15 protein-coding genes and 1 pseudogene are annotated in these 18598 nt (G+C 60.4%); 5 read left to right on the top strand and 11 right to left on the bottom strand.

Annotation, left to right across the window (positions count from 1 at the left end; translation table 11 throughout):
- Positions 1 to 14 precede the first annotated feature (14 nt).
- From AMM33_RS14685 to AMM33_RS14640, 10 genes are all read right to left on the bottom strand, one after another.
- Complete coding sequence (locus AMM33_RS14685) at positions 15 to 1265, bottom strand: thiolase family protein (RefSeq protein ID WP_090142053.1); 1251 nt, start codon at positions 1263 to 1265, stop codon at positions 15 to 17.
- A gap of 136 nt (positions 1266 to 1401) precedes the next feature.
- Positions 1402 to 3252: a feruloyl-CoA synthase gene (locus AMM33_RS14680; RefSeq protein WP_090142126.1), complete on the bottom strand. Its 1851-nt coding sequence runs from the start codon at positions 3250 to 3252 to the stop codon at positions 1402 to 1404.
- A 150-nt stretch (positions 3253 to 3402) separates the two neighbouring features.
- Positions 3403 to 4149, bottom strand: a complete 747-nt coding sequence (locus AMM33_RS14675) for a crotonase/enoyl-CoA hydratase family protein (protein ID WP_369802450.1) — start codon at positions 4147 to 4149, stop codon at positions 3403 to 3405.
- Between the two features lie 553 nt (positions 4150 to 4702).
- Positions 4703 to 6001: a citrate synthase gene (locus AMM33_RS14670; protein ID WP_090142051.1), complete on the bottom strand. Its 1299-nt coding sequence runs from the start codon at positions 5999 to 6001 to the stop codon at positions 4703 to 4705.
- Between the two features lie 41 nt (positions 6002 to 6042).
- Complete coding sequence (locus AMM33_RS14665) at positions 6043 to 6351, bottom strand: FAD assembly factor SdhE (RefSeq protein WP_090142050.1); 309 nt, start codon at positions 6349 to 6351, stop codon at positions 6043 to 6045.
- Complete coding sequence (locus AMM33_RS14660) at positions 6351 to 7055, bottom strand: succinate dehydrogenase iron-sulfur subunit (RefSeq protein WP_090142049.1); 705 nt, start codon at positions 7053 to 7055, stop codon at positions 6351 to 6353. The genes AMM33_RS14665 and AMM33_RS14660 overlap by 1 nt, the downstream gene beginning before the upstream one ends.
- 63 nt (positions 7056 to 7118) lie before the next feature.
- Entirely contained in the window at positions 7119 to 8924 is a 1806-nt protein-coding gene (gene sdhA / locus AMM33_RS14655; protein WP_090142048.1) for a succinate dehydrogenase flavoprotein subunit, read from the bottom strand.
- A gap of 53 nt (positions 8925 to 8977) precedes the next feature.
- Positions 8978 to 9346, bottom strand: a complete 369-nt coding sequence (gene sdhD, locus AMM33_RS14650; protein WP_090142047.1) for a succinate dehydrogenase, hydrophobic membrane anchor protein — start codon at positions 9344 to 9346, stop codon at positions 8978 to 8980.
- Between the two features lie 40 nt (positions 9347 to 9386).
- Positions 9387 to 9818 (bottom strand): succinate dehydrogenase, cytochrome b556 subunit, encoded by a 432-nt coding sequence (gene sdhC / locus AMM33_RS14645; protein WP_090142046.1) that lies wholly within the window; start codon positions 9816 to 9818, stop codon positions 9387 to 9389.
- Between the two features lie 129 nt (positions 9819 to 9947).
- Complete coding sequence (locus AMM33_RS14640) at positions 9948 to 10754, bottom strand: GntR family transcriptional regulator (protein WP_090142045.1); 807 nt, start codon at positions 10752 to 10754, stop codon at positions 9948 to 9950.
- A 225-nt stretch (positions 10755 to 10979) separates the two neighbouring features.
- Between AMM33_RS14640 and AMM33_RS14635 the strand changes: the two genes are divergently transcribed.
- From AMM33_RS14635 to acnB, 4 genes are all read left to right on the top strand, one after another.
- Positions 10980 to 11966 (top strand): malate dehydrogenase, encoded by a 987-nt coding sequence (locus AMM33_RS14635; protein ID WP_090142044.1) that lies wholly within the window; start codon positions 10980 to 10982, stop codon positions 11964 to 11966.
- A gap of 110 nt (positions 11967 to 12076) precedes the next feature.
- Positions 12077 to 13003: an HpcH/HpaI aldolase/citrate lyase family protein gene (locus AMM33_RS14630; protein ID WP_228768152.1), complete on the top strand. Its 927-nt coding sequence runs from the start codon at positions 12077 to 12079 to the stop codon at positions 13001 to 13003.
- Positions 13004 to 13017: 14 nt separating this feature from the next.
- Positions 13018 to 13737: a hypothetical protein gene (locus tag AMM33_RS14625; protein WP_228768151.1), complete on the top strand. Its 720-nt coding sequence runs from the start codon at positions 13018 to 13020 to the stop codon at positions 13735 to 13737.
- A gap of 35 nt (positions 13738 to 13772) precedes the next feature.
- Positions 13773 to 16364: a bifunctional aconitate hydratase 2/2-methylisocitrate dehydratase gene (gene acnB / locus AMM33_RS14620; RefSeq protein ID WP_090142042.1), complete on the top strand. Its 2592-nt coding sequence runs from the start codon at positions 13773 to 13775 to the stop codon at positions 16362 to 16364.
- A 561-nt stretch (positions 16365 to 16925) separates the two neighbouring features.
- On the opposite strand, the gene AMM33_RS14615 is transcribed toward acnB, so the two are convergent.
- Entirely contained in the window at positions 16926 to 18206 is a 1281-nt protein-coding gene (locus AMM33_RS14615) for a tetratricopeptide repeat protein (protein WP_090142041.1), read from the bottom strand.
- 26 nt (positions 18207 to 18232) lie between these two features.
- On the opposite strand from AMM33_RS14615, the pseudogene AMM33_RS14610 reads away from it, so the two are divergent.
- Positions 18233 to 18598, top strand: a pseudogene (locus tag AMM33_RS14610) (ISL3 family transposase); the annotation flags it as partial.

Here is an 18598-nt window from a genome sequence, read left to right as displayed (position 1 = left end):
CTCCTACAGGGGGGTCATGCTGCCTCGGGGTTCTCGATCAAGAGCGCAATGCCTTGCCCGCCGCCCACGCAGGCGCTGGAGATGCCGTAGCGCAAACCGCTGCGCTGCAACTCACGCGCCAGCGTGATGGTCAGGCGCACGCCGGTTGCGGCCAGGGGGTGGCCCAGCGCGATCGCGCCGCCGTTGACGTTGAGCTTGGACATGTCCAGGCCCAACTCTTTGGCCACCGCCAGGGTTTGCGCGCCTTGCGCTTCGTTGATTTCAAAGCGGCCAATGTCGGACAGTTTCAGGCCCGTGCGCTCGAGCAGCAAGCGGATCGCAGGCGCGGGGCCAATGCCCATGATCTCGGGCGGCACGCCCACAGCCGCAGCAGCGACCACGCGGGCCAGCGGCTTTTTGCCGTTGGCTTTGGCATAGGTGCCCGACGTGACCACACAAGCCGCCGCCGCATCGACCAGGGCCGAGCTGTTGCCACCGGTTTGCACGCCGCCTTCGTACACAGGCCTGAGTTTGCCCAGCACCTCGGCGGGCGAGATGCGTGGGTGGGTGTCGGCGCTGACCTCGGTCACTTTGCCTTGCAGTTTGATGCCGCGCGAGACGTAGCCTTCCAGCTCGAATTTTTCGGTGACCACCGGCACGATCTCGCCCGCATGAAAACCAGCGGCTTGCGCGGCCACGGCTTTGGCGAACGAGTCGGAGGCAAACTGGTCCACCTCTTCGCGGGTGATGTTGTATTTTTTGGCCAGGTTCTCGGCGGTCTGGATCATGTTGATGCCTGCGGCCGGGTCTTTCAGGGCTTCCCACATGAAGTCCTTGAAGCCCACAGGCGCACCCAGCTTGAAGCCGGTGCGGTGGTCAAAGGCGGCAATCGGGTTGCGCGTCATGCTCTCGGTGCCGACCACCAGCGCGGCCTCGCACACGCCCGCTTCGATCTGCTCGCCCGCTTGGCGAAACAACTCAAAACCGGTGCCGCAAATGCGCTGCACCATGATGGCGGGCACCTCTTGCGGCACGCCTGCGTACAGGCCAATGTGGCGCGGCAGCACAAACTGATCAAAGTCGCCCGGAGCCATGTTGCCGGTGATGACCGAGCCGATCTCGCTGGCGGCGATGCCAGAGCGCTTCAAAGCTTCGCGTGCGGCCTTGATGCCCAGGTCGGTGGGCGAGATGTGGCCCAACGCGCCGCAGTAATCGACCATGGGCGTGCGCACGCCTTCGTGCATCCACACATCGGCAAACGCGTTGAAAAATCCTTTGGAGCTCATGTCTGTTCTTTCGATTTTTTGTGTGAACGGTCTCTGACCGCGATGGGGTTGGGTGTCGCTGATGTCTGTGTGACTTGGTGGGCGGATCGCGGCCAGAGGCCGCTCCTACAAGGTTCGCAGATCCAATGCGTTGCCCTCATTGGGGTTGAAGGATGTTGGGCAAAGTGCCTTCGTGCAGCGCGGCCACAGTGCCCGCACGGTGGGCCAGCACCGAGCGCTGGTTGATCGAGCCCTTGTCGGTGATCTCCCCCTTGTCGATGGTGGGCGGCTCGCTCAAAAGACACAGGCGGGCAATGCGGTTGGCGCTGCCGGTGGCGGTTTGGGCCAGGGTGTTGACGACGTCCTGAAACTTGGCCAGTACCGGTGCCGAGGCCAGCACTTCGGCCAGCGGCGCATCAGCAGGCAGGCCGCTCAAGGCGCGCACCGCCGGGGTCGGGAAAATCATGGCGCCAACCTCTTTGAGGTTGATGCCGGTCAGCACAGCGTCCTGGATGTAAGGCGCCCCTGCCAAGATGATCTTGGCGCGCAGCGGTCCCACGCTCACAAAGGTGCCGGTGGCCAGCTTGAAGTCCTCGGCAATGCGGCCATCAAACTTCAGGCCCAGGTGCACATCGGTTTCGTCGATCCACTTGACCGCATCGCCTGTTTTGAAGAAACCTTCTTCATCAAAGGCCTCGGTGGTTTCCTGCGGCGCGCGCCAATAGCCGGGCGTGATGTTCGGGCCCCGGTAGCGCACCTCGGTTTTGCCGTCGGTGTCCACCAGCTTGAGTTCCAGGCCGGGCGTGGGCACGCCCAAGTCACCGGCTTGCACAAAGGGGTTGGTCACGAAGATGCCAAACGGGCCGGACTCGGTCATCCCTAAGCCCGTGCCCATGACGATGCGCTCGCCCACTTCACGCTCCTGGCTGGCATACAGGCTGTCCCAGATGGGCTGGGCCAAAGCGGCCCCGGCGTAAAAGAACATCTGCACCCGCGACAGCAGCGTTTTGCGCAGCTGGTCGTCGGTTTGCATGGCGTGGGCAATCGCTTCAAAACCGGTGGGCACGTTGAAGTAGACGGTGGGCGCGATTTCGCGCAGGTTGCGCAAGGTCTCGTGCATCAAGGCGGGCGTGGGCTTGCCGTCGTCGATGTAGAGCGTGCCGCCGTGGAACACCGTCATGCCAAAGTTGTGGTTGCCGCCAAAGGTGTGGTTCCACGGCAGCCAGTCCACCAGCACCAGCTCACGCTCGGCCAGCACGGGCATGGACTGCGCCATTTGTTGCTGGTTGGCGCACCACAGGCGGTTGGTGTTGATGACCGCCTTGGGCATTTTGGTGGAGCCGCTGGTGAACAAAAACTTGGCAATCGTGTCGGGGCCGGTGGCGGCCATGGCCGCATCGACTGCGGGTGTGGCTGCGGTGGCGCACAAGCTGTCAAAAGCCGTGACCGTGCGACCGGGCACTTGGCCTTCGCATATCACCACTTCCATGTCGTTACTGACGGTGGCGGCGATGGCTTTGGCGTAGCGGGCGTCCGAGGCGAACACCAGGCCGGGCGTGACGGTGCGCAGCACATGCTTGAGCTTGTCGTAGTCCACGCTGACCAGTGAGTAGGGCGGCGAGGTGGGCACAAAGGGCACACCCGCGATCAGGCAGCCCAGGGCCAGCAAGGCGTGCTCCAGACTGTTTTCACTCAGGATCACCACCGGGCGCTCAGCACTCAGGCCCCGGTCGAGCACGCTTTGCGCGATGCTGCGTGCGGTTTGCCAGGCTTGCGCATAAGTGATGTGCTTCCAGTTGCCCAGCGTGCCATCGGCATTTTTTTCGCGCCGGGCCATGAAGGTCTGCTCGGGCTTGTGGTGCGCCCAGTGCTGCAGACGGTCGGTCAGTCGATCCGGAAAAGCCTGCAGCGCCTGGTCGGCTTGCAGGTAGCGCGTGCCGGGCGTGCCGTCGCGCAGGCTGACACGGGTCACGCCAAATTTGAGCGGGCGAAATTGGGGGGCGGTCATGGGGTCTCCGGTTTCGGCGTTTGGCGTTTGGCGTTCAGCGTTCAGCGTTTTGCGTTCAGCGTGTTGGGTTCGGGATTTAAGTTTCAGAGTTTGCGCATCGCTCAACGCTCAACGCTCAACGCTCAACGCTCAACGCTCAACGCCTAACGCTCAACCCTTCTGCACTTTGGCCGCCTTGCCTTCGAGGAAGGCGCGCACACGGGCTTTGGCTTCGGGGGCAGCTTGGGCGATCGAGGCCATCAGGGTTTCGGTGAACAGGCCATGGTCAGCCGGTTGCTCGGCAATGCGCGGCATGGCGTGGGTGAGGGCAAAGTTGGTCAGTGGCGCGTTGGTGGCAATGCGGGTGGCCAGTTCGATGGCCTTGGTCAAAGCCGTGCCGGTGGGCACCAGGTATTGGGCAAAGCCCACACGCTCGCCTTCTTGCGCGTCGTACACACGGCCCGTGAGCATCATGTCGATCATGCGCGCTGTGCCGATCAGTTTGGGCACGCGCACCGAGCCGCCGCCACCCACAAAAATGCCGCGTGTGCCTTCGGGCAGGGCGTAAAAAGTGCTCTCGTCGGCCACGCGGATGTGGCTGGCGCTGGCCAGCTCCAGGCCACCGCCCACCACAGCACCATGCAAAGCGGCCACCACGGGCACCCGGCCTTGCTCAACGGCGTTCAAGGCCACATGCCAGCTGCGTGAGTGGTGAATGCCTTCGCCCGCATCGCGCTCTTTCAATTCAGACAAATCCAGACCGGCACAAAAGTGGTCGCCCTCGCCATGGATAACGGCGGCTCCCGCTTCTGGCGGCAGGTTTTGAAACACATCACGCAGGGCTTCGATCAGGGCGTCGTTCAGGGCGTTGCGCTTGGCAGAGCGGGACAGGCGCACCACCGCGACGGACCCTTTCATGTCCAGCGCAACACCGTTGGCGGCTGCGCGTTCGAGGATCGGGTGACTGTTGTGTGTCATTGCAAGGGGCTTTCTGCAGACTTGACCCATGGGTCAAGAAGGTTATTACTCATAACCATATTGTGATCAGAGCATGACGATTTACTGCTTGGTGTTTTCCCTAGACGCCTTGTCTACACAAGGCGTATGCCCAGCCCTTTACAGAAGTCACGTCCTCGGGGCGCTGCGATGGGAGGGCGATAGGCGGTGGTCTAAACCGGCGTTGTGGTCTGGCTGGTGATGTTTGTTGTGGCAGCGATCACCCACTCTTCACGCCTGAGGGGTGGGTGATTTGAAGTCGCTGGGTTCCGCATAGAGGTGATGCTTGGCAGCCTTCAGGGCAATGCGGTGCGCCTGCTGGCGCTGGACAAGGTCGGCTGAGAATCGTTTGGCTCTGCGAGTATGCCTGCAAGGGGATGGGTGGTTTTTCGCAGCTTGGTGGTCGAAGACCCCGATAATTTGACCCATGAAAAAACCCGCAAGAAGCGGGTTTTTTCATGGGGGTGTCAACCGATCAACGCTGCACGTCGCGGCGTGGGGAGCCGGTGAACAACTGACGTGGGCGGCCGATTTTGTATTCGGGGTCGCTGATCATTTCGTTCAATTGTGCGATCCAGCCGACGGTGCGGGCCAGGGCGAACACGCCGGTGAACAGGTTCACGGGAATGCCGATGGCGCGTTGCACGATGCCGGAGTAGAAGTCCACGTTCGGGTAGAGCTTGCGGCTGACGAAGTATTCGTCTTCCAGGGCGATCTTTTCCAGTTCTTTGGCCAGCTTGAACAGGGGGTCGTTTTCCAGGCCAAGCTCTTTGAGCACTTCGTCGCAAGTCTCTTGCATCAACTTGGCGCGCGGGTCGTAGTTTTTGTACACGCGGTGACCGAAGCCCATCAGCTTGACGCCGGAATTCTTGTCTTTGACCTGGTTCATGAACTCGCCAACTTTGGACACGCCGCCCATTTTCTGGATGTCTTCGAGCATGTTCAGGCAGGCTTCGTTGGCGCCGCCGTGGGCAGGGCCCCACAAGCAGGCCACGCCCGCAGCAATGGCTGCGAAGGGGTTGGTGCCGGACGAGCCGCACAGGCGCACGGTGGAGGTCGAAGCATTCTGCTCGTGGTCAGCGTGCAGTGTGAAGATGCGGTCCATGGCGCGTTCAAGCACGGGGTTGACCTTGTACTCTTCGCAAGGTGTGCCGAACATCATGCGCAGGAAGTTACCGGCATACGACAAGTCGTTGCGGGGGTACATGTAAGGCTGGCCCACGCCGTATTTGTAGGCCATGGCCACCAGGGTGGGCATCTTGGCAATCAATCGGATCGCGGCGATGTGGCGGTGCTCGGGGTTATTGATGTCGGTGCTGTCATGGTAGAAGGCCGACAAAGCGCCCACCAGACCGGTCAACACGGCCATGGGGTGCGCGTCACGGCGGAAGCCACGCAGGAAAAACTGCATCTGCTCGTTGACCATGGTGTGCTGGTTGACCAGCTTGTGGAAGTCTTTGCTTTGCTGGCCGACGGGCAGTTCGCCGTTCAGGAGCAGGTAGCAGGTGTCCAAGTAGTCGGCCTTGTTGGCCAGCTGCTCAATAGGGTAGCCGCGGTACAGCAGCTCGCCCTTGTCGCCGTCGATGTAGGTGATGGCCGACTGGCACGAAGCCGTGGACAGGAAACCCGGGTCGTAGGTGAACATGCCGCTTTGAGCGTAGAGCTTGCGGATGTCGATCACGTCTGGACCGATGTTGCCGGAGTACACGGGCATCTCGATGCTGGGGCTGCCATTGGAGAACGACAGGGTGGCTTTGTTATCGGCGAGTTTCATGGTGGGTTTCCTCTAAATTTCCAGGTGAGAACCAGTTCGGTTCACGCTCTCAGCATGTCCAGGACTTCGCGCACCTCTTCGGTGCTGATCTCGGTCTGCAGTTCCGAGCGGCGCAGCAGCAAGTCCATGAGATCGTTGTCAGACAGGTCCATCAGCACATACATGCCCCGGGCCTGGCCAACCGTCAGCGCAGTGGCGTGGCGGTTGAAAAAGCGCTCGATGAACAAATCGTTCTCGAGCAAGCCGCGTCGGCTGCGCCAGCGCAGCTTGCTCAGCGACCGCTCGCTCAACGGGGCGAGTCGGTCAGCACCAACCAGCGACGCATCTTCCAGGATAGGGGTGACAGTCATCAGACGGCGCGGCGAACCATCATCTCTTTGATCTTGCCAATCGCCTTGGTGGGGTTCAGACCCTTGGGGCAGACATCGACGCAGTTCATGATGGTGTGGCAGCGGAACAAACGGTAAGGGTCTTCCAGGTTGTCCAGGCGCTCGGCGGTGGCTTCGTCGCGGCTGTCGGCGATGAAGCGGTAAGCCTGCAGCAAGCCAGCGGGACCCACGAACTTGTCAGGGTTCCACCAGAAGCTGGGGCAGCTGGTCGAGCAGCTGGCGCACAAGATGCACTCGTACAAACCGTTGAGCTCGTCACGCTCTTCCGGGCTTTGCAGGCGCTCGGTCTCGGGCGGGATGGTGCTGTTGATCAGGTAGGGCTTGATCGAGTGGTACTGCTTGAAAAACTGGGTCATGTCCACGATCACGTCGCGGATCACGGGCAGGCCGGGCAGGGGCTTGAGAACGATGTTGTCGGGCAGGGTGTTCATGTTGGTGAGACACGCCAGGCCGTTTTTGCCGTTGATGTTCATCGCGTCCGAACCGCACACGCCTTCGCGGCAGGAGCGGCGGAAGGAAATGCTGGGGTCCACTGCCTTGAGTTTCATCAGGGCGTCGAGCAGCATGCGTTCATTGCCGTCCAGTTCGACCTGGATGGTTTGCATGTAGGGCTTGGCGTCCTTGTCGGGGTCGTAGCGGTAGATCTGGAAAGTGCGTAGGGTCATGAAAGAACTCCTGGTGTATTCGGGTGGTGGACCGGCACCTTGGGTGCGCGGTCCGAACAATCTTTAGAAGGTGCGAACCTTGGGTGGCACGGAGTCCACAGTCAGGGGCTTGAGCTTGACCGGCTTGTAGGTCAGGCTGTTGTCGGCGCTGTGCCACAGGGTGTGCTTCATCCAGTTGGCGTCGTCGCGGCCCAATGGGGCCACGGCGTCGTCCACGGGGCGCTCGTAGTCGCTCACGGTGTGGGCACCACGGCACTCGCGGCGGGCAGCGGCAGACACCATGGTGGCTTGTGCGCTCTCGATCAGGTTGTCCACTTCCAGGGCTTCGATGCGGGCGGTGTTGAACACTTTGGAGGTGTCCTTCAGACCGATCGCGTTGACGCGCTCGCGGATGGCAGCGATCTTTTGCACGCCTTCGTCCATAGAGGCTTGGGTGCGGAACACGCCAGCGTGTTGCTGCATGGCGGCGCGCATGTCGTTGGCCACGTCCTGGGCGTATTCGCCGCCACGGCCTTCGAGCTTGTTCAGGCGGCTCAAGGTGTAGTCTGCGGCATCAGCGGGCAAAGGCTTGTGCGACTTGGTTTTGGAGGCGAAGTCGACGATGTGGTTGCCAGCCGCGCGGCCGAACACCAACAAGTCGAGCAGCGAGTTGGTGCCCAGGCGGTTGGCGCCGTGCACCGACACGCAAGAGCATTCGCCCACGGCATACAAACCGTTGACCACGGCGTTGTGGTCGGTGGCGTTTTGCGTCACGACCTGGCCGTTGATGTTGGTGGGGATGCCGCCCATCTGGTAGTGGATGGTGGGCACCACCGGGATCGGCTCTTTGGTGATGTCGACGTTGGCGAAGTTGACGCCGATTTCGTACACCGAGGGCAGACGTTTATGGATGGTCTCAGACCCCAGGTGGTCCAGTTTGAGCAGCACATGGTCCTTGTTGGGACCGCAGCCGCGGCCTTCCTTGATTTCCTGGTCCATGCAGCGGGACACGAAGTCACGCGGGGCCAAGTCTTTCAGTGTGGGCGCATAACGCTCCATGAAGCGCTCGCCATTGCTGTTGAGCAAGATCGCGCCTTCGCCACGGCAGCCTTCGGTCAACAACACGCCAGCACCGGCCACGCCGGTGGGGTGGAATTGCCAGAACTCCATGTCTTCCAAAGGAATGCCGGCGCGAGCGGCCATGCCCAGGCCGTCACCGGTATTGATGAAGGCGTTGGTGGATGCGGCATAAATGCGGCCTGCGCCACCGGTGGCCATCAGCACGGTCTTGGCATGCAAGACGTGCAGGTCGCCGGTTTCCATTTCAAGTGCGGTCACGCCGACCACGTCGCCTTCGACGTCGCGGATCAGATCGAGCGCCATCCACTCCACGAAGAAGCTGGTTTTGGCGGCGACGTTTTGCTGGTACAGGGTGTGCAGCATGGCATGACCGGTACGGTCAGCCGCAGCGCAAGCGCGTTGCACGGGCTTTTCGCCGTAGTTGGCGGTGTGGCCGCCAAATGGACGCTGGTAAATCGTGCCATCAGGGTTGCGGTCAAACGGCATGCCCATGTGCTCGAGGTCGTACACGACCTTGGGCGCTTCACGGCACATGAATTCGATGGCATCCTGGTCGCCGAGCCAGTCGGAGCCCTTGATGGTGTCGTAGAAGTGGTAGTGCCAGTTGTCGTCGGACATGTTGCCCAGCGAAGCACCGATGCCGCCTTGGGCGGCCACGGTGTGTGAACGTGTGGGGAACACTTTGGACAGGACGGCGACATTGAGGCCGGCGCGGGCCAGTTGCAGCGAGGCACGCATGCCCGAACCACCGGCGCCGACGATCACAACGTCAAACTTGCGGGTGGTGATTTTGTCTTTGGTATAGCTCATGGTTTATCTTGGTTGGTGTGGTTTCAGCGCAATGACAGGCGAGGGCTGACGCATCACAGGCGCCACAGGGCCTGAACAGCCCAGCCGGCACAGCCGACCAGCCAGACGAGGGTGAAGACGTGCAAGGCCAGGCGCAGGGCCAGGGGCTTGACATAGTCCATCCAGATGTCACGCATGCCCACCCAGACGTGGTAAAGCAAGGCAATGATGACTGAGAAGGTCAGGACCTTCATCCACTGCGAGGCAAAAATGCCAGCCCATTCTTCGTAGCCGATGGGGCCGGAGGTGAAGATCACTTGGGCCAGCAAGACCACGGTGAAGAGGGCCATCAGGACGGCGGTCACACGTTGGGCCAGCCAGTCGCGAAAGCCATAACCTGCACCGGTCACGATGCGTTTGGAGCCGTAATTCACGGACGACATAGGTCAGTTTCCTTGTTGTTTTGAATGAGGGGCGGAGAAATTAGTACAGGCCAAACAGCTTGGCACCCAGCACGGCGGTCAAGCCCAGGCTCAGCACCAAAGTGGCCACGGCAGAGGACTTGCCGAATTCTTTGGTCACGGCATGGAAGGCGTCCATGTAGATGTGGCGCACGCCAGCGATGAAGTGGTGCAAATAGGCCCAGATCAGGGCTAAGGCCAACAGCTTGAAGAACCAGCCGGGCACAAAGCCGATGCCGATGCCGAAAGTGGCTGAGAGCTTGGCGAAGGAAATCTCGGAGGTGATGGAGTTGTCAAATATCCAGATGAACAACGGCATGAGCAAGAACATCAGGAAACCGCTGATGCGGTGCAGGATGGAGACAATGCCAGCGGCCGGCAGGCGGTACGTGGGCAAGTCTTTCAGGGCGTTGATGTTGCGGAATTCAGGCCGCTTTCTGGCGAGTTCAGTCATATTGGCACTTTCAGGGTGGTCACTCGGTTGTAGTTTTGGATGGCAAACTGTCGGATTCTATTGCAACGCAACAAACTGACATGAGCATTTCAGACGAGTATTGAAAAAACGTCTGACCGTGCTTTTTTGTCAATTAAGGGCATTGTGATAGTGGTGGCTGTCTGTCCGGTAAAGGCCACGGCGCAGCTCCATCGGCGTGTCGTTGTAGGTGTAGGCAATGCGCTCCACGCTCAGAAGTGGGGTGCTGGCGGGTACTTCCAGCAGCTGACTTTGGACGTCGTCGGGCAGCACGGCGCGGATTTTTTCGTCAGCCCGGACCATGCGCACGCCAAATTCGGTTTCAAACAAGGCGTACATAGGGCCGTGGTAATCGGCCAGGCGCTCGGCAGTCAGACCTTTGAAGGGGCCACCGGGCAGCCACAGGTCTTCCAAAATGGTGGGCACGCCTGCAAAAGACAGCACCCGACGAACCTGCAGGACGGCGTCACCCGCCCTCAAAGCCAGCGCCCGGGCAATTTCGGCCGAGGCGCGTAGCCGCTTGCAGTCCACGATCACGCGCTGTGCGGGGCCTTCGGTATTGAGGTCGCCCCCCTGGTCAGGCAAGAGCTTGAGGAAGCGGTACTGCACATGCTGCTCGGCATGGGTGGCGACAAAAGTGCCTTTGCCTTGTCTGCGCACCAGCAGGTTGTCGCCCGCCAGTTCGTCAATGGCTTTTCGTACCGTGCCCTGGCTCACGCGGTAGCGCGCTGCCAATTCCATTTCGCTGGGAATCGACTCGCCAGGCTTCCATGCGCCTGTTTGCAGGCTTTGCAGAATCAGGCCCTTGATCTGCTGGTAGAGCGGACTGAACGCCGGAGTGGGCGCGGGCAGGTCTGCCGCAGGAAGGTTGGAATCTGTCACGTTGGTGATACGGTGTGTTGATGGTTTGTCCGGCATGCCGGTCAGGTGTATGTCGGGTGCGTCATCATATCTTATATAAGACATAAGACAAATTGACGGATCAGGGTTTTCGCGGGTACACTCGAAAGTTGTTTGCTTGCGCTTTCGGCTTTGTTGGAACAAAGACCGCCAGCGCGGGTCCGGTGCGCCGGACGGCCTTGCTGACATGGATGTTGGCAGCGGACCGCAACGCTTGTTTTCAACACTTCGGAGTTTTCCACCATGAGCAAAAAGCCCGTCCGCGTTGCCGTCACCGGCGCAGCAGGTCAAATCGGTTACGCATTGTTGTTCCGCATCGCCTCCGGCGAAATGCTGGGCAAAGACCAGCCTGTCATCCTGCAATTGCTCGAAGTGCCTGTCGAAGGCCCACAAAAAGCCCTCAAGGGCGTGATGATGGAACTCGAAGACTGCGCATTCCCGCTGTTGGTGGGCATGGAAGCCCATGGCGACCCGATGACCGCCTTCAAGGATGTGGACTACGCTTTGCTGGTGGGTTCGCGCCCACGCGGCCCCGGCATGGAACGTGCCGAGTTGCTGGCCATCAACGGCGCCATCTTCACGGCTCAAGGCAAGGCCCTGAACGCCGTGGCTTCGCGTGACGTGAAAGTGCTGGTCGTGGGCAACCCCGCCAACACCAACGCTTACATCGCCATGAAGGCCGCTCCGGACTTGAAGCCCGGCAACTTTACCGCCATGCTGCGTCTGGACCACAACCGCGCCCTGTCGCAAATCGCAGCCAAGACTGGCAAAGCCGTGGCCGACATCGAAAAACTGTGCGTCTGGGGCAACCACTCGCCCACCATGTACGCCGACTACCGTTTCTCCACGATCAACGGCGAATCGGTCAAGGACATGATCAACGACCAGGAATGGAATGCCAACGTGTTCTTGCCCACCGTGGGCAAGCGCGGCGCAGCCATCATCGAAGCCCGTGGCCTGTCTTCGGCGGCTTCGGCTGCCAACGCGGCCATCGACCACATGCGCGACTGGGCCCTGGGCACCAACGGCAAGTGGGTCACCATGGGTATCCCGTCGCAAGGCTGGTACGGCATTCCTAAAGACGTCATGTTTGGCTTCCCCGTCACCTGCGAAAACGGCGAATACAAAGTCGTGGAAGGTCTGGACATCGACGCGTTCAGCCAGGGCTGCATCGACAAGACTCTGAAAGAGCTGACCGACGAGCAAGCTGGCGTCGCTCACCTGATCTGATTTCAGGCCGAGAAGTCCAAGTGAGCCATCCTCGCGACGTTCTGTTGGGCGCACAAGCCGGAAGCGTTCAGCTGCCGGTTTGTGACCATTACAGCGGAGTGGAGGCGAGGATGCGCAAAAGCCTGCAATTGCAGGCAGACATGATGCAAGAGTTCGGCGCTTGCGTTTTTGATGTCACCCTGGATTGCGAAGATGGTGCGCCCGTGGGTGGCGAAGCCGAGCATGCCGCCTTGGTCACCGAGCTGGCATTGGCCGCCACGGCTGCCAACCCCGGGGTGCGTGTGGCCGTGCGCGTCCATCCAGTCGATCACCCCTCATTTGATGCCGATATGGCGCTGATTGCGGCCCAAGCCGGTTCATGCCTGTCGCACATCATGGTGCCCAAGGTCGAAACCGTGGCCGATGTTGAGCGTGCGCAAGCGGCCCTGTTGCAAGCAGGGGCAAGCCATCTGCCGCTGCATGTTTTGATTGAATCACCTGCTGCCGTGCACCGGGCATTTGACATTGCTGCCCACCCCCGCGTGCAGTCCCTCAGTTTTGGCCTGATGGACTTCGTGTCGGCCCATGGCGGGGCCATACCCGCTGAGGGCATGGGCATCCAAGGCCAGTTCACGCACCCCTTGGTGCTTCGAGCCAAGCTCGACATTGCCAGTGCCTGCCACGCGCATGGCAAGGTGCCTTCGCACTGCGTGGTGACCGAATTCAAGAACACCGATGCCATGCGCATGGCTGCCAAGAAAGCCGCTTGTGAACTGGGTTACACACGCATGTGGAGCATCCACCCGGACCAGATCCGTCCCATCCTGGAGGCCATGGCCCCCAGCGAGGCGCAGATCGACCAGGCCAGCGAGATCATGGAGGTCGCCCAAGCCGCCGATTGGGCGCCTATCAGCCATGCGGGCCAGTTGCACGATCGGGCCAGCTACCGTTTTTTCTGGCAATTGCTGGAGCGTGCCCACCAAACGGGCCGTCCATTGCCCCCATTCATCCAGGCGTTTTTTGCCGCATCTGGTCAATCGACCGTGCGCGGTTCATGATGGTGCTTTCTTCCATGAAAGGGCTCCCCATGTTCAAAACAGCCATTGTGTTGACCTGCGTGTGCTTGACGGGCACAGCATGGGCGCAAGCGCCTGCGAAAAACGCCCAGCCGTCAAGCACCAAAGCCCGCACCGCGCCGAACGGATCCTCGATGTCCAGTGCCGAAGCCACTGCCCGCCTTCAGGCCCTGGCCAATGAACAGGCATTGGCCAGTGCTCAGGCCAAGCCTTCCGCGGCGCCGGTCCATGCGCCCCACGGTTTGACCTCGGCAACACCCCTAGCACCGACTGTCAGTCCCCCCGCCGTGCCAACTCAGACGGCCGTGACGGCATCTCCAGCCCAGACCGTGCGCACGGCCTCAGGTGACCAAGCCATGGGCGCCGAAGAACTGGCCATTGCAGATCGCGTGCACAAAGGCCAGTTGTCCTGCGAATTGGGCGCCACGGTTCGTGTGGACGCTGATCCTTCGCAGCCGGGCTATTTCAATTTGCGCGGCAAAGGTTTCCGTTACCGCATGCACCCTGTCGCCACCAGCACGGGGGCCATTCGCCTCGAAGACAAAAAAGCCGGAGCCGTCTGGCTTCAGCTGGCCAACAAGTCCATGCTGATGGACCAGAACAAAGGCCGACGCATTGCCGATGAATGCGCACACCCCGAGCAAGTTGTCTTTGCGCAGGACATGAAACACAACCCACCCCCCAAGCTGTTCGACACGACCGGCATGGGGCGATGACTGATCCCTATTTTGTTTGACCGGAGAAAAAAACCATGTTGAAAGCCTACCGTGAACACGCAGCCGAACGCGCTGCCCTCGGCATCCCAGCACTGCCGCTGGACGCCAAGCAAGTGGCCGAACTGATCGAGTTGATCAAGAACCCACCCGCAGGCGAAGACGCCTTTTTGATGGACCTGCTGACCCACCGCGTGCCACCTGGCGTGGACGATGCGGCCAAGGTCAAGGCCTCTTTCCTGGCAGCTGTCGCCCACGGCGAAATCAGTGTGGGTTTGGTCTCCAAAGCCAAGGCCACAGAGCTGCTCGGCACCATGGTGGGTGGCTACAACGTGCACCCCCTGATCGAGTTGCTCGACAGCGCCGAAGTGGCTGGTGTGGCTGCTGAGGCCCTGAAGAAAACTTTGTTGATGTTCGACTTCTTCAACGACGTTGCCGAAAAAGCCAAGGCCGGCAACGCCAAGGCCAAGGAAGTCATGCAAAGCTGGGCCGAGGCCGAGTGGTTCACCACCCGTCCTGAAGTTGAGAAAAAAATCACCGTCACTGTGTTCAAGGTGCCTGGCGAGACCAACACAGACGACTTGTCCCCCGCGCCCGACGCCTGGAGCCGCCCCGACATCCCGTTGCACTACCTGGCCATGCTCAAGAACACACGCCCTGGCGCGGCGTTTAAGCCCGAAGAAGACGGCAAGCGCGGCCCCATGCAGTTCATCGACGACCTGAAGAAAAAAGGCCATTTGGTCGCCTACGTGGGCGACGTGGTCGGCACCGGCTCCAGCCGTAAGTCGGCCACCAACAGCGTGATCTGGGCCACTGGCCAAGACATCCCGTTTGTGCCCAACAAGCGTTTTGGTGGCGTGACCTTGGGCGGCAAGATCGCCCCCATCTTCTTCAACACCCAAGAAGACTCCGGCGCATTGCCGATCGAAGTGGACGTGTCCCAGCTGGAGATGGGCGACGTCATCGACATCCTGCCCTACGACGGCAAGATCGTGAAAAACGGTGCCACTGTCACCGAGTTCAAACTCAAGAGCGATGTGCTCTTTGACGAAGTGCGCGCCGGCGGCCGCATCAACCTGATCATTGGCCGCAGCCTGACCGCCAAGGCCCGCGAGTTCTTGGGCTTGCCCGCGTCCACCGTGTTCCGTTTGCCCTCCGTGCCCGCTTCGACCAAAGCCGGCTTCACGCTGGCGCAGAAGATGGTCGGCCGTGCGGTTGGTTTGCCAGAAGGCCAGGGCGTGCGTCCCGGCACTTATTGCGAACCCAAGATGACCACTGTGGGCTCGCAAGACACCACCGGCCCGATGACCCGCGACGAGTTGAAAGACTTGGCCTGCTTGGGCTTCAGCGCCGACATGGTGATGCAGTCCTTCTGCCACACCGCTGCTTACCCTAAGGCTGTGGACGTCAAGACCCACCGCGAACTGCCGGCCTTCATCAGCAACCGCGGCGGCGTGTCCCTGCGTCCCGGTGACGGCGTGATCCACTCTTGGCTCAACCGCCTGTTGTTGCCCGACACCGTCGGTACCGGTGGCGACTCGCACACCCGTTTCCCCATCGGCATTTCCTTCCCCGCTGGCTCCGGTTTGGTGGCCTTCGGTGCCGCCACGGGTGTGATGCCCCTGGACATGCCCGAGTCGGTGTTGGTGCGCTTCAAAGGCGAAATGCAGCCCGGCGTGACCCTGCGCGATTTGGTGCACGCGATCCCGCTGTACGCCATCAAGAAGGGCCTCTTGACCGTGGCCAAGTCCGGCAAGATCAACGAGTTCTCCGGCCGCATCCTGGAAATCGAAGGCCTGCCCAACCTGAAGGTCGAGCAAGCGTTTGAATTGTCCGACGCGTCTGCTGAGCGCTCGGCTGCGGGTTGCACGATCAAGCTCAACAAAGAGCCGGTTCAGGAGTACCTGAAGTCCAACATCGTGCTCATGCAAAACATGATCGCCAACGGCTACGAAGACAAGCGCACGCTGCAGCGCCGCATCGAGAAGGTCCAGGCCTGGCTCGACGCGCCCGAGCTGCTCGAAGCCGACAAAGACGCCGAATACGCGCACGTCATCGAGATCGACATGAACGAGATCAAAGAGCCGATCCTGTGCTGCCCCAACGACCCGGACGACGCCAAGTTCTTGTCCGACGTGGCCGGCACCAAGATCGACGAAGCGTTCATCGGTTCGTGCATGACCAACATCGGTCACTTCCGCGCCGCGGCCAAGCTGCTCGGCGGCAGCCGCGACATCCCCGTCAAGCTGTGGGTCGCCCCACCGACCAAGATGGACGAGAGCGAGCTGATCAAAGAAGGCCACTATGCCAACTTCGGCGCCGCCGGTGCCCGCACCGAAATGCCCGGCTGCTCGCTGTGCATGGGCAACCAAGCCCAGGTGCGCGAAGGCGCCACAGTGGTGTCCACCAGCACCCGCAACTTCCCCAACCGTTTGGGCAAAAACACCAACGTGTTTTTGGCCTCGGCCGAATTGGCGGCGATCGCGTCCAAGCTGGGTCACATCCCGACCGTGGCCGAATACCACGAAGCCATGGGCATCGTGAACAAGGACGGCGCAGCGATCTACAAGTACCTGAACTTCAACCAGATTGAAGAGTACGTGGAGAACGCCAAGGGTGTGACCGCCTGAGTGGTCACGGCTCCTTGAATGAAAAACGGCCCTTCGGGGCCGTTTTTTTTGACCGAAGTGGCGGGCACAGTGAATGCGGTTTCGGAACAGACAAAGGTCAACCATGTGCACGCAGCAGGGAGGCCATGGGCGTAGTGGCTTAGGCAGGTGTTCGTGCTGCCCAAACGCTCGGCGTAATTCCTGTGGGCGCTGCGGATTGCCCGCATCTACAAAGTGTTCCCGCTGCTGTGCCACGGGTTTCTTCTTGGGTGACATCTACCCGTGGGCATGACGATCGGCCTCGAAGTGGTCCCGCCAAGGCGTGGGCTCGGCCTTTGGCTCATTTGATGGGGCCTTGGTGCTGGGTTCGGCCAGTGCGCACGGCCAGCTCGCCTTGGCCGATGCGCTGCCTTGGTCCAGCATCATGCTGGGGTTGCGGCCTTAGCCACGATGAGCGGCTTGCGCATCTTGGTCTTACGTGAGCCGCCGCAGGCACCTGTGCGGGTCAGCACCTTACAGTGGTCTGCACTTGTCAAGCTGTAAGAAGCCGCCAAGCTAGAAGTCTTGGCGGCTGCCCATTTGTCAAACCAAAGCAAAACCCTTGCGCCGCGCAATCTCTTCCATCCACTGGGGCAAGCCAGCTTTTCGGCGGGTTTTAAACTGGGTTAGCTGCACTTGCCAAGTGCCAAACGCTGGCGGCAAAGCAGCGCGTGCAGCGGCAAAGCCGCACGCAAGCAGAAAGATGTTTTCCCAATTTTTTTGTTGTGCTTTTGACATCGCCCCCCAAGCCTGCCACGCGTTTTCCAGCGCGTTTGCTGCATGGGCAGGGTCGTTTGCTGCCCAAGCTAAAAGCACATGCCTGTAAAAGCGGTTAGGTCGCCTGTCATAGTCCAAAGCGCTGTCTGGGGCGGCTTCGGCACTGACGACAAGCTCAGCCCCAGTGATCAACCAGGCCAACATCGCAACGTTCAGTTGGCTACGCTCCGCATCTGCAGTGCGTTTTTTTGGGTTGCTTTCAGCCAGACGTGCATAAATATCCAGCGCTTTTTTGGCGTAGACCAAAGCCTGCGTGCTGTCGCCGTTATCTGATAAATACGTTGCGTAATTGTTGAGCGACGCTGCCCAGCCGGGTTCAAAGCGCTCGGGCTTGTCTTGGGCCAGACGCGCATAGATATCCAGCGCTTGTTTGGCGAAGTCTATAGCCTGCGCGTTGTCGCCGTTCTCTGATAGCGCATTTGCGTAGTTGCTGAGCGACATGGCCCAGCCGGGTTCAAAGCGCTCGGGCTGGTTTTGGGCCAGACGCTCACGGATATCCAGTGCTTGTTTGGCGCAGGTCAAAGCCTGCGTACTGTCGCCGTTGTCTGATAAACGAATTGCGTAGTTGCTGAGCGATATGGCCCAGTCGGGTTCAAAGCGCTTGGGCTTGTCTTGGGCCAAACGCGCATAGATATCCAGTGATTGTTTGGCGCAGGCCAAAACCTGTGTGCTGTCGCCGTTGTCTGATAAACGATTTGCGTAGTTGTTAAGCGACATGGCCCAGTCGGATTCAAAGTCCTCGGACTTGTCTTGGGCCAGACGCTCACGGATATTCAGCGCTTGTTTGCAGTAGTCCAAAGCCTGCGTGTTGTCGCCTTTGTCTGATAACAGATTTGCGTAGTCGTTAAGCGACATGGCCCAGTCGGGTTCAAAGCGCTTGGGCTTGTCTTGGGCCAGACGCGCATAGATGTCCAGCGCGTGTTTGGCGTAGTCCAAAGCCTGCGTGTTGTCGCCGATTTGGTGGTATGCCAAACCCAGATTGCGGAGTGTTCTCGCCCAATGGCTTTTGTGGTTCTCTTGAAATTTGAGTGGGTAAGCTTCTGCCATATTGATCAACTTTTGAGCGTGAATTGATGACTGCCAAGCTGTTTGAATCTGCCCTGGGCATCACTGACCCGTGGTGCGTTGCCTCGGTTGAGTTCGACGAAGGTGCCAAGACCTTGACGATATTGATTGACTTCAAAGTCGGCAGTCGCTTTGCAGTCTCGGGTCACGATGGGCTGCATGGTGTGCACGACACGGTGGCCAAGACGTATCGGCACCTGAACTTCTTTCAACACGAGTGCCATCTGCAAGTTCGCACGCCTCGCGTGAAACTTCCCAACGGTTCGGTGCGGTTGGTCGAGCCTGATTTTGCCGGGCGACTTAATGGCTTCACCTTGCTGTTTGAAGCCTTCATTCTGATGCTGTCTGGCCAGATGCCATTTGCCGCCGTCTCG

It is taken from the genome of Limnohabitans sp. DM1 (genome assembly GCF_001269385.1).
In the GTDB taxonomy this organism is placed as follows: domain Bacteria; phylum Pseudomonadota; class Gammaproteobacteria; order Burkholderiales; family Burkholderiaceae_C; genus Limnohabitans_A.
Note: the sequence above shows the minus strand (reverse complement) of the source record. Positions and strands in the feature narration are given on the sequence as shown.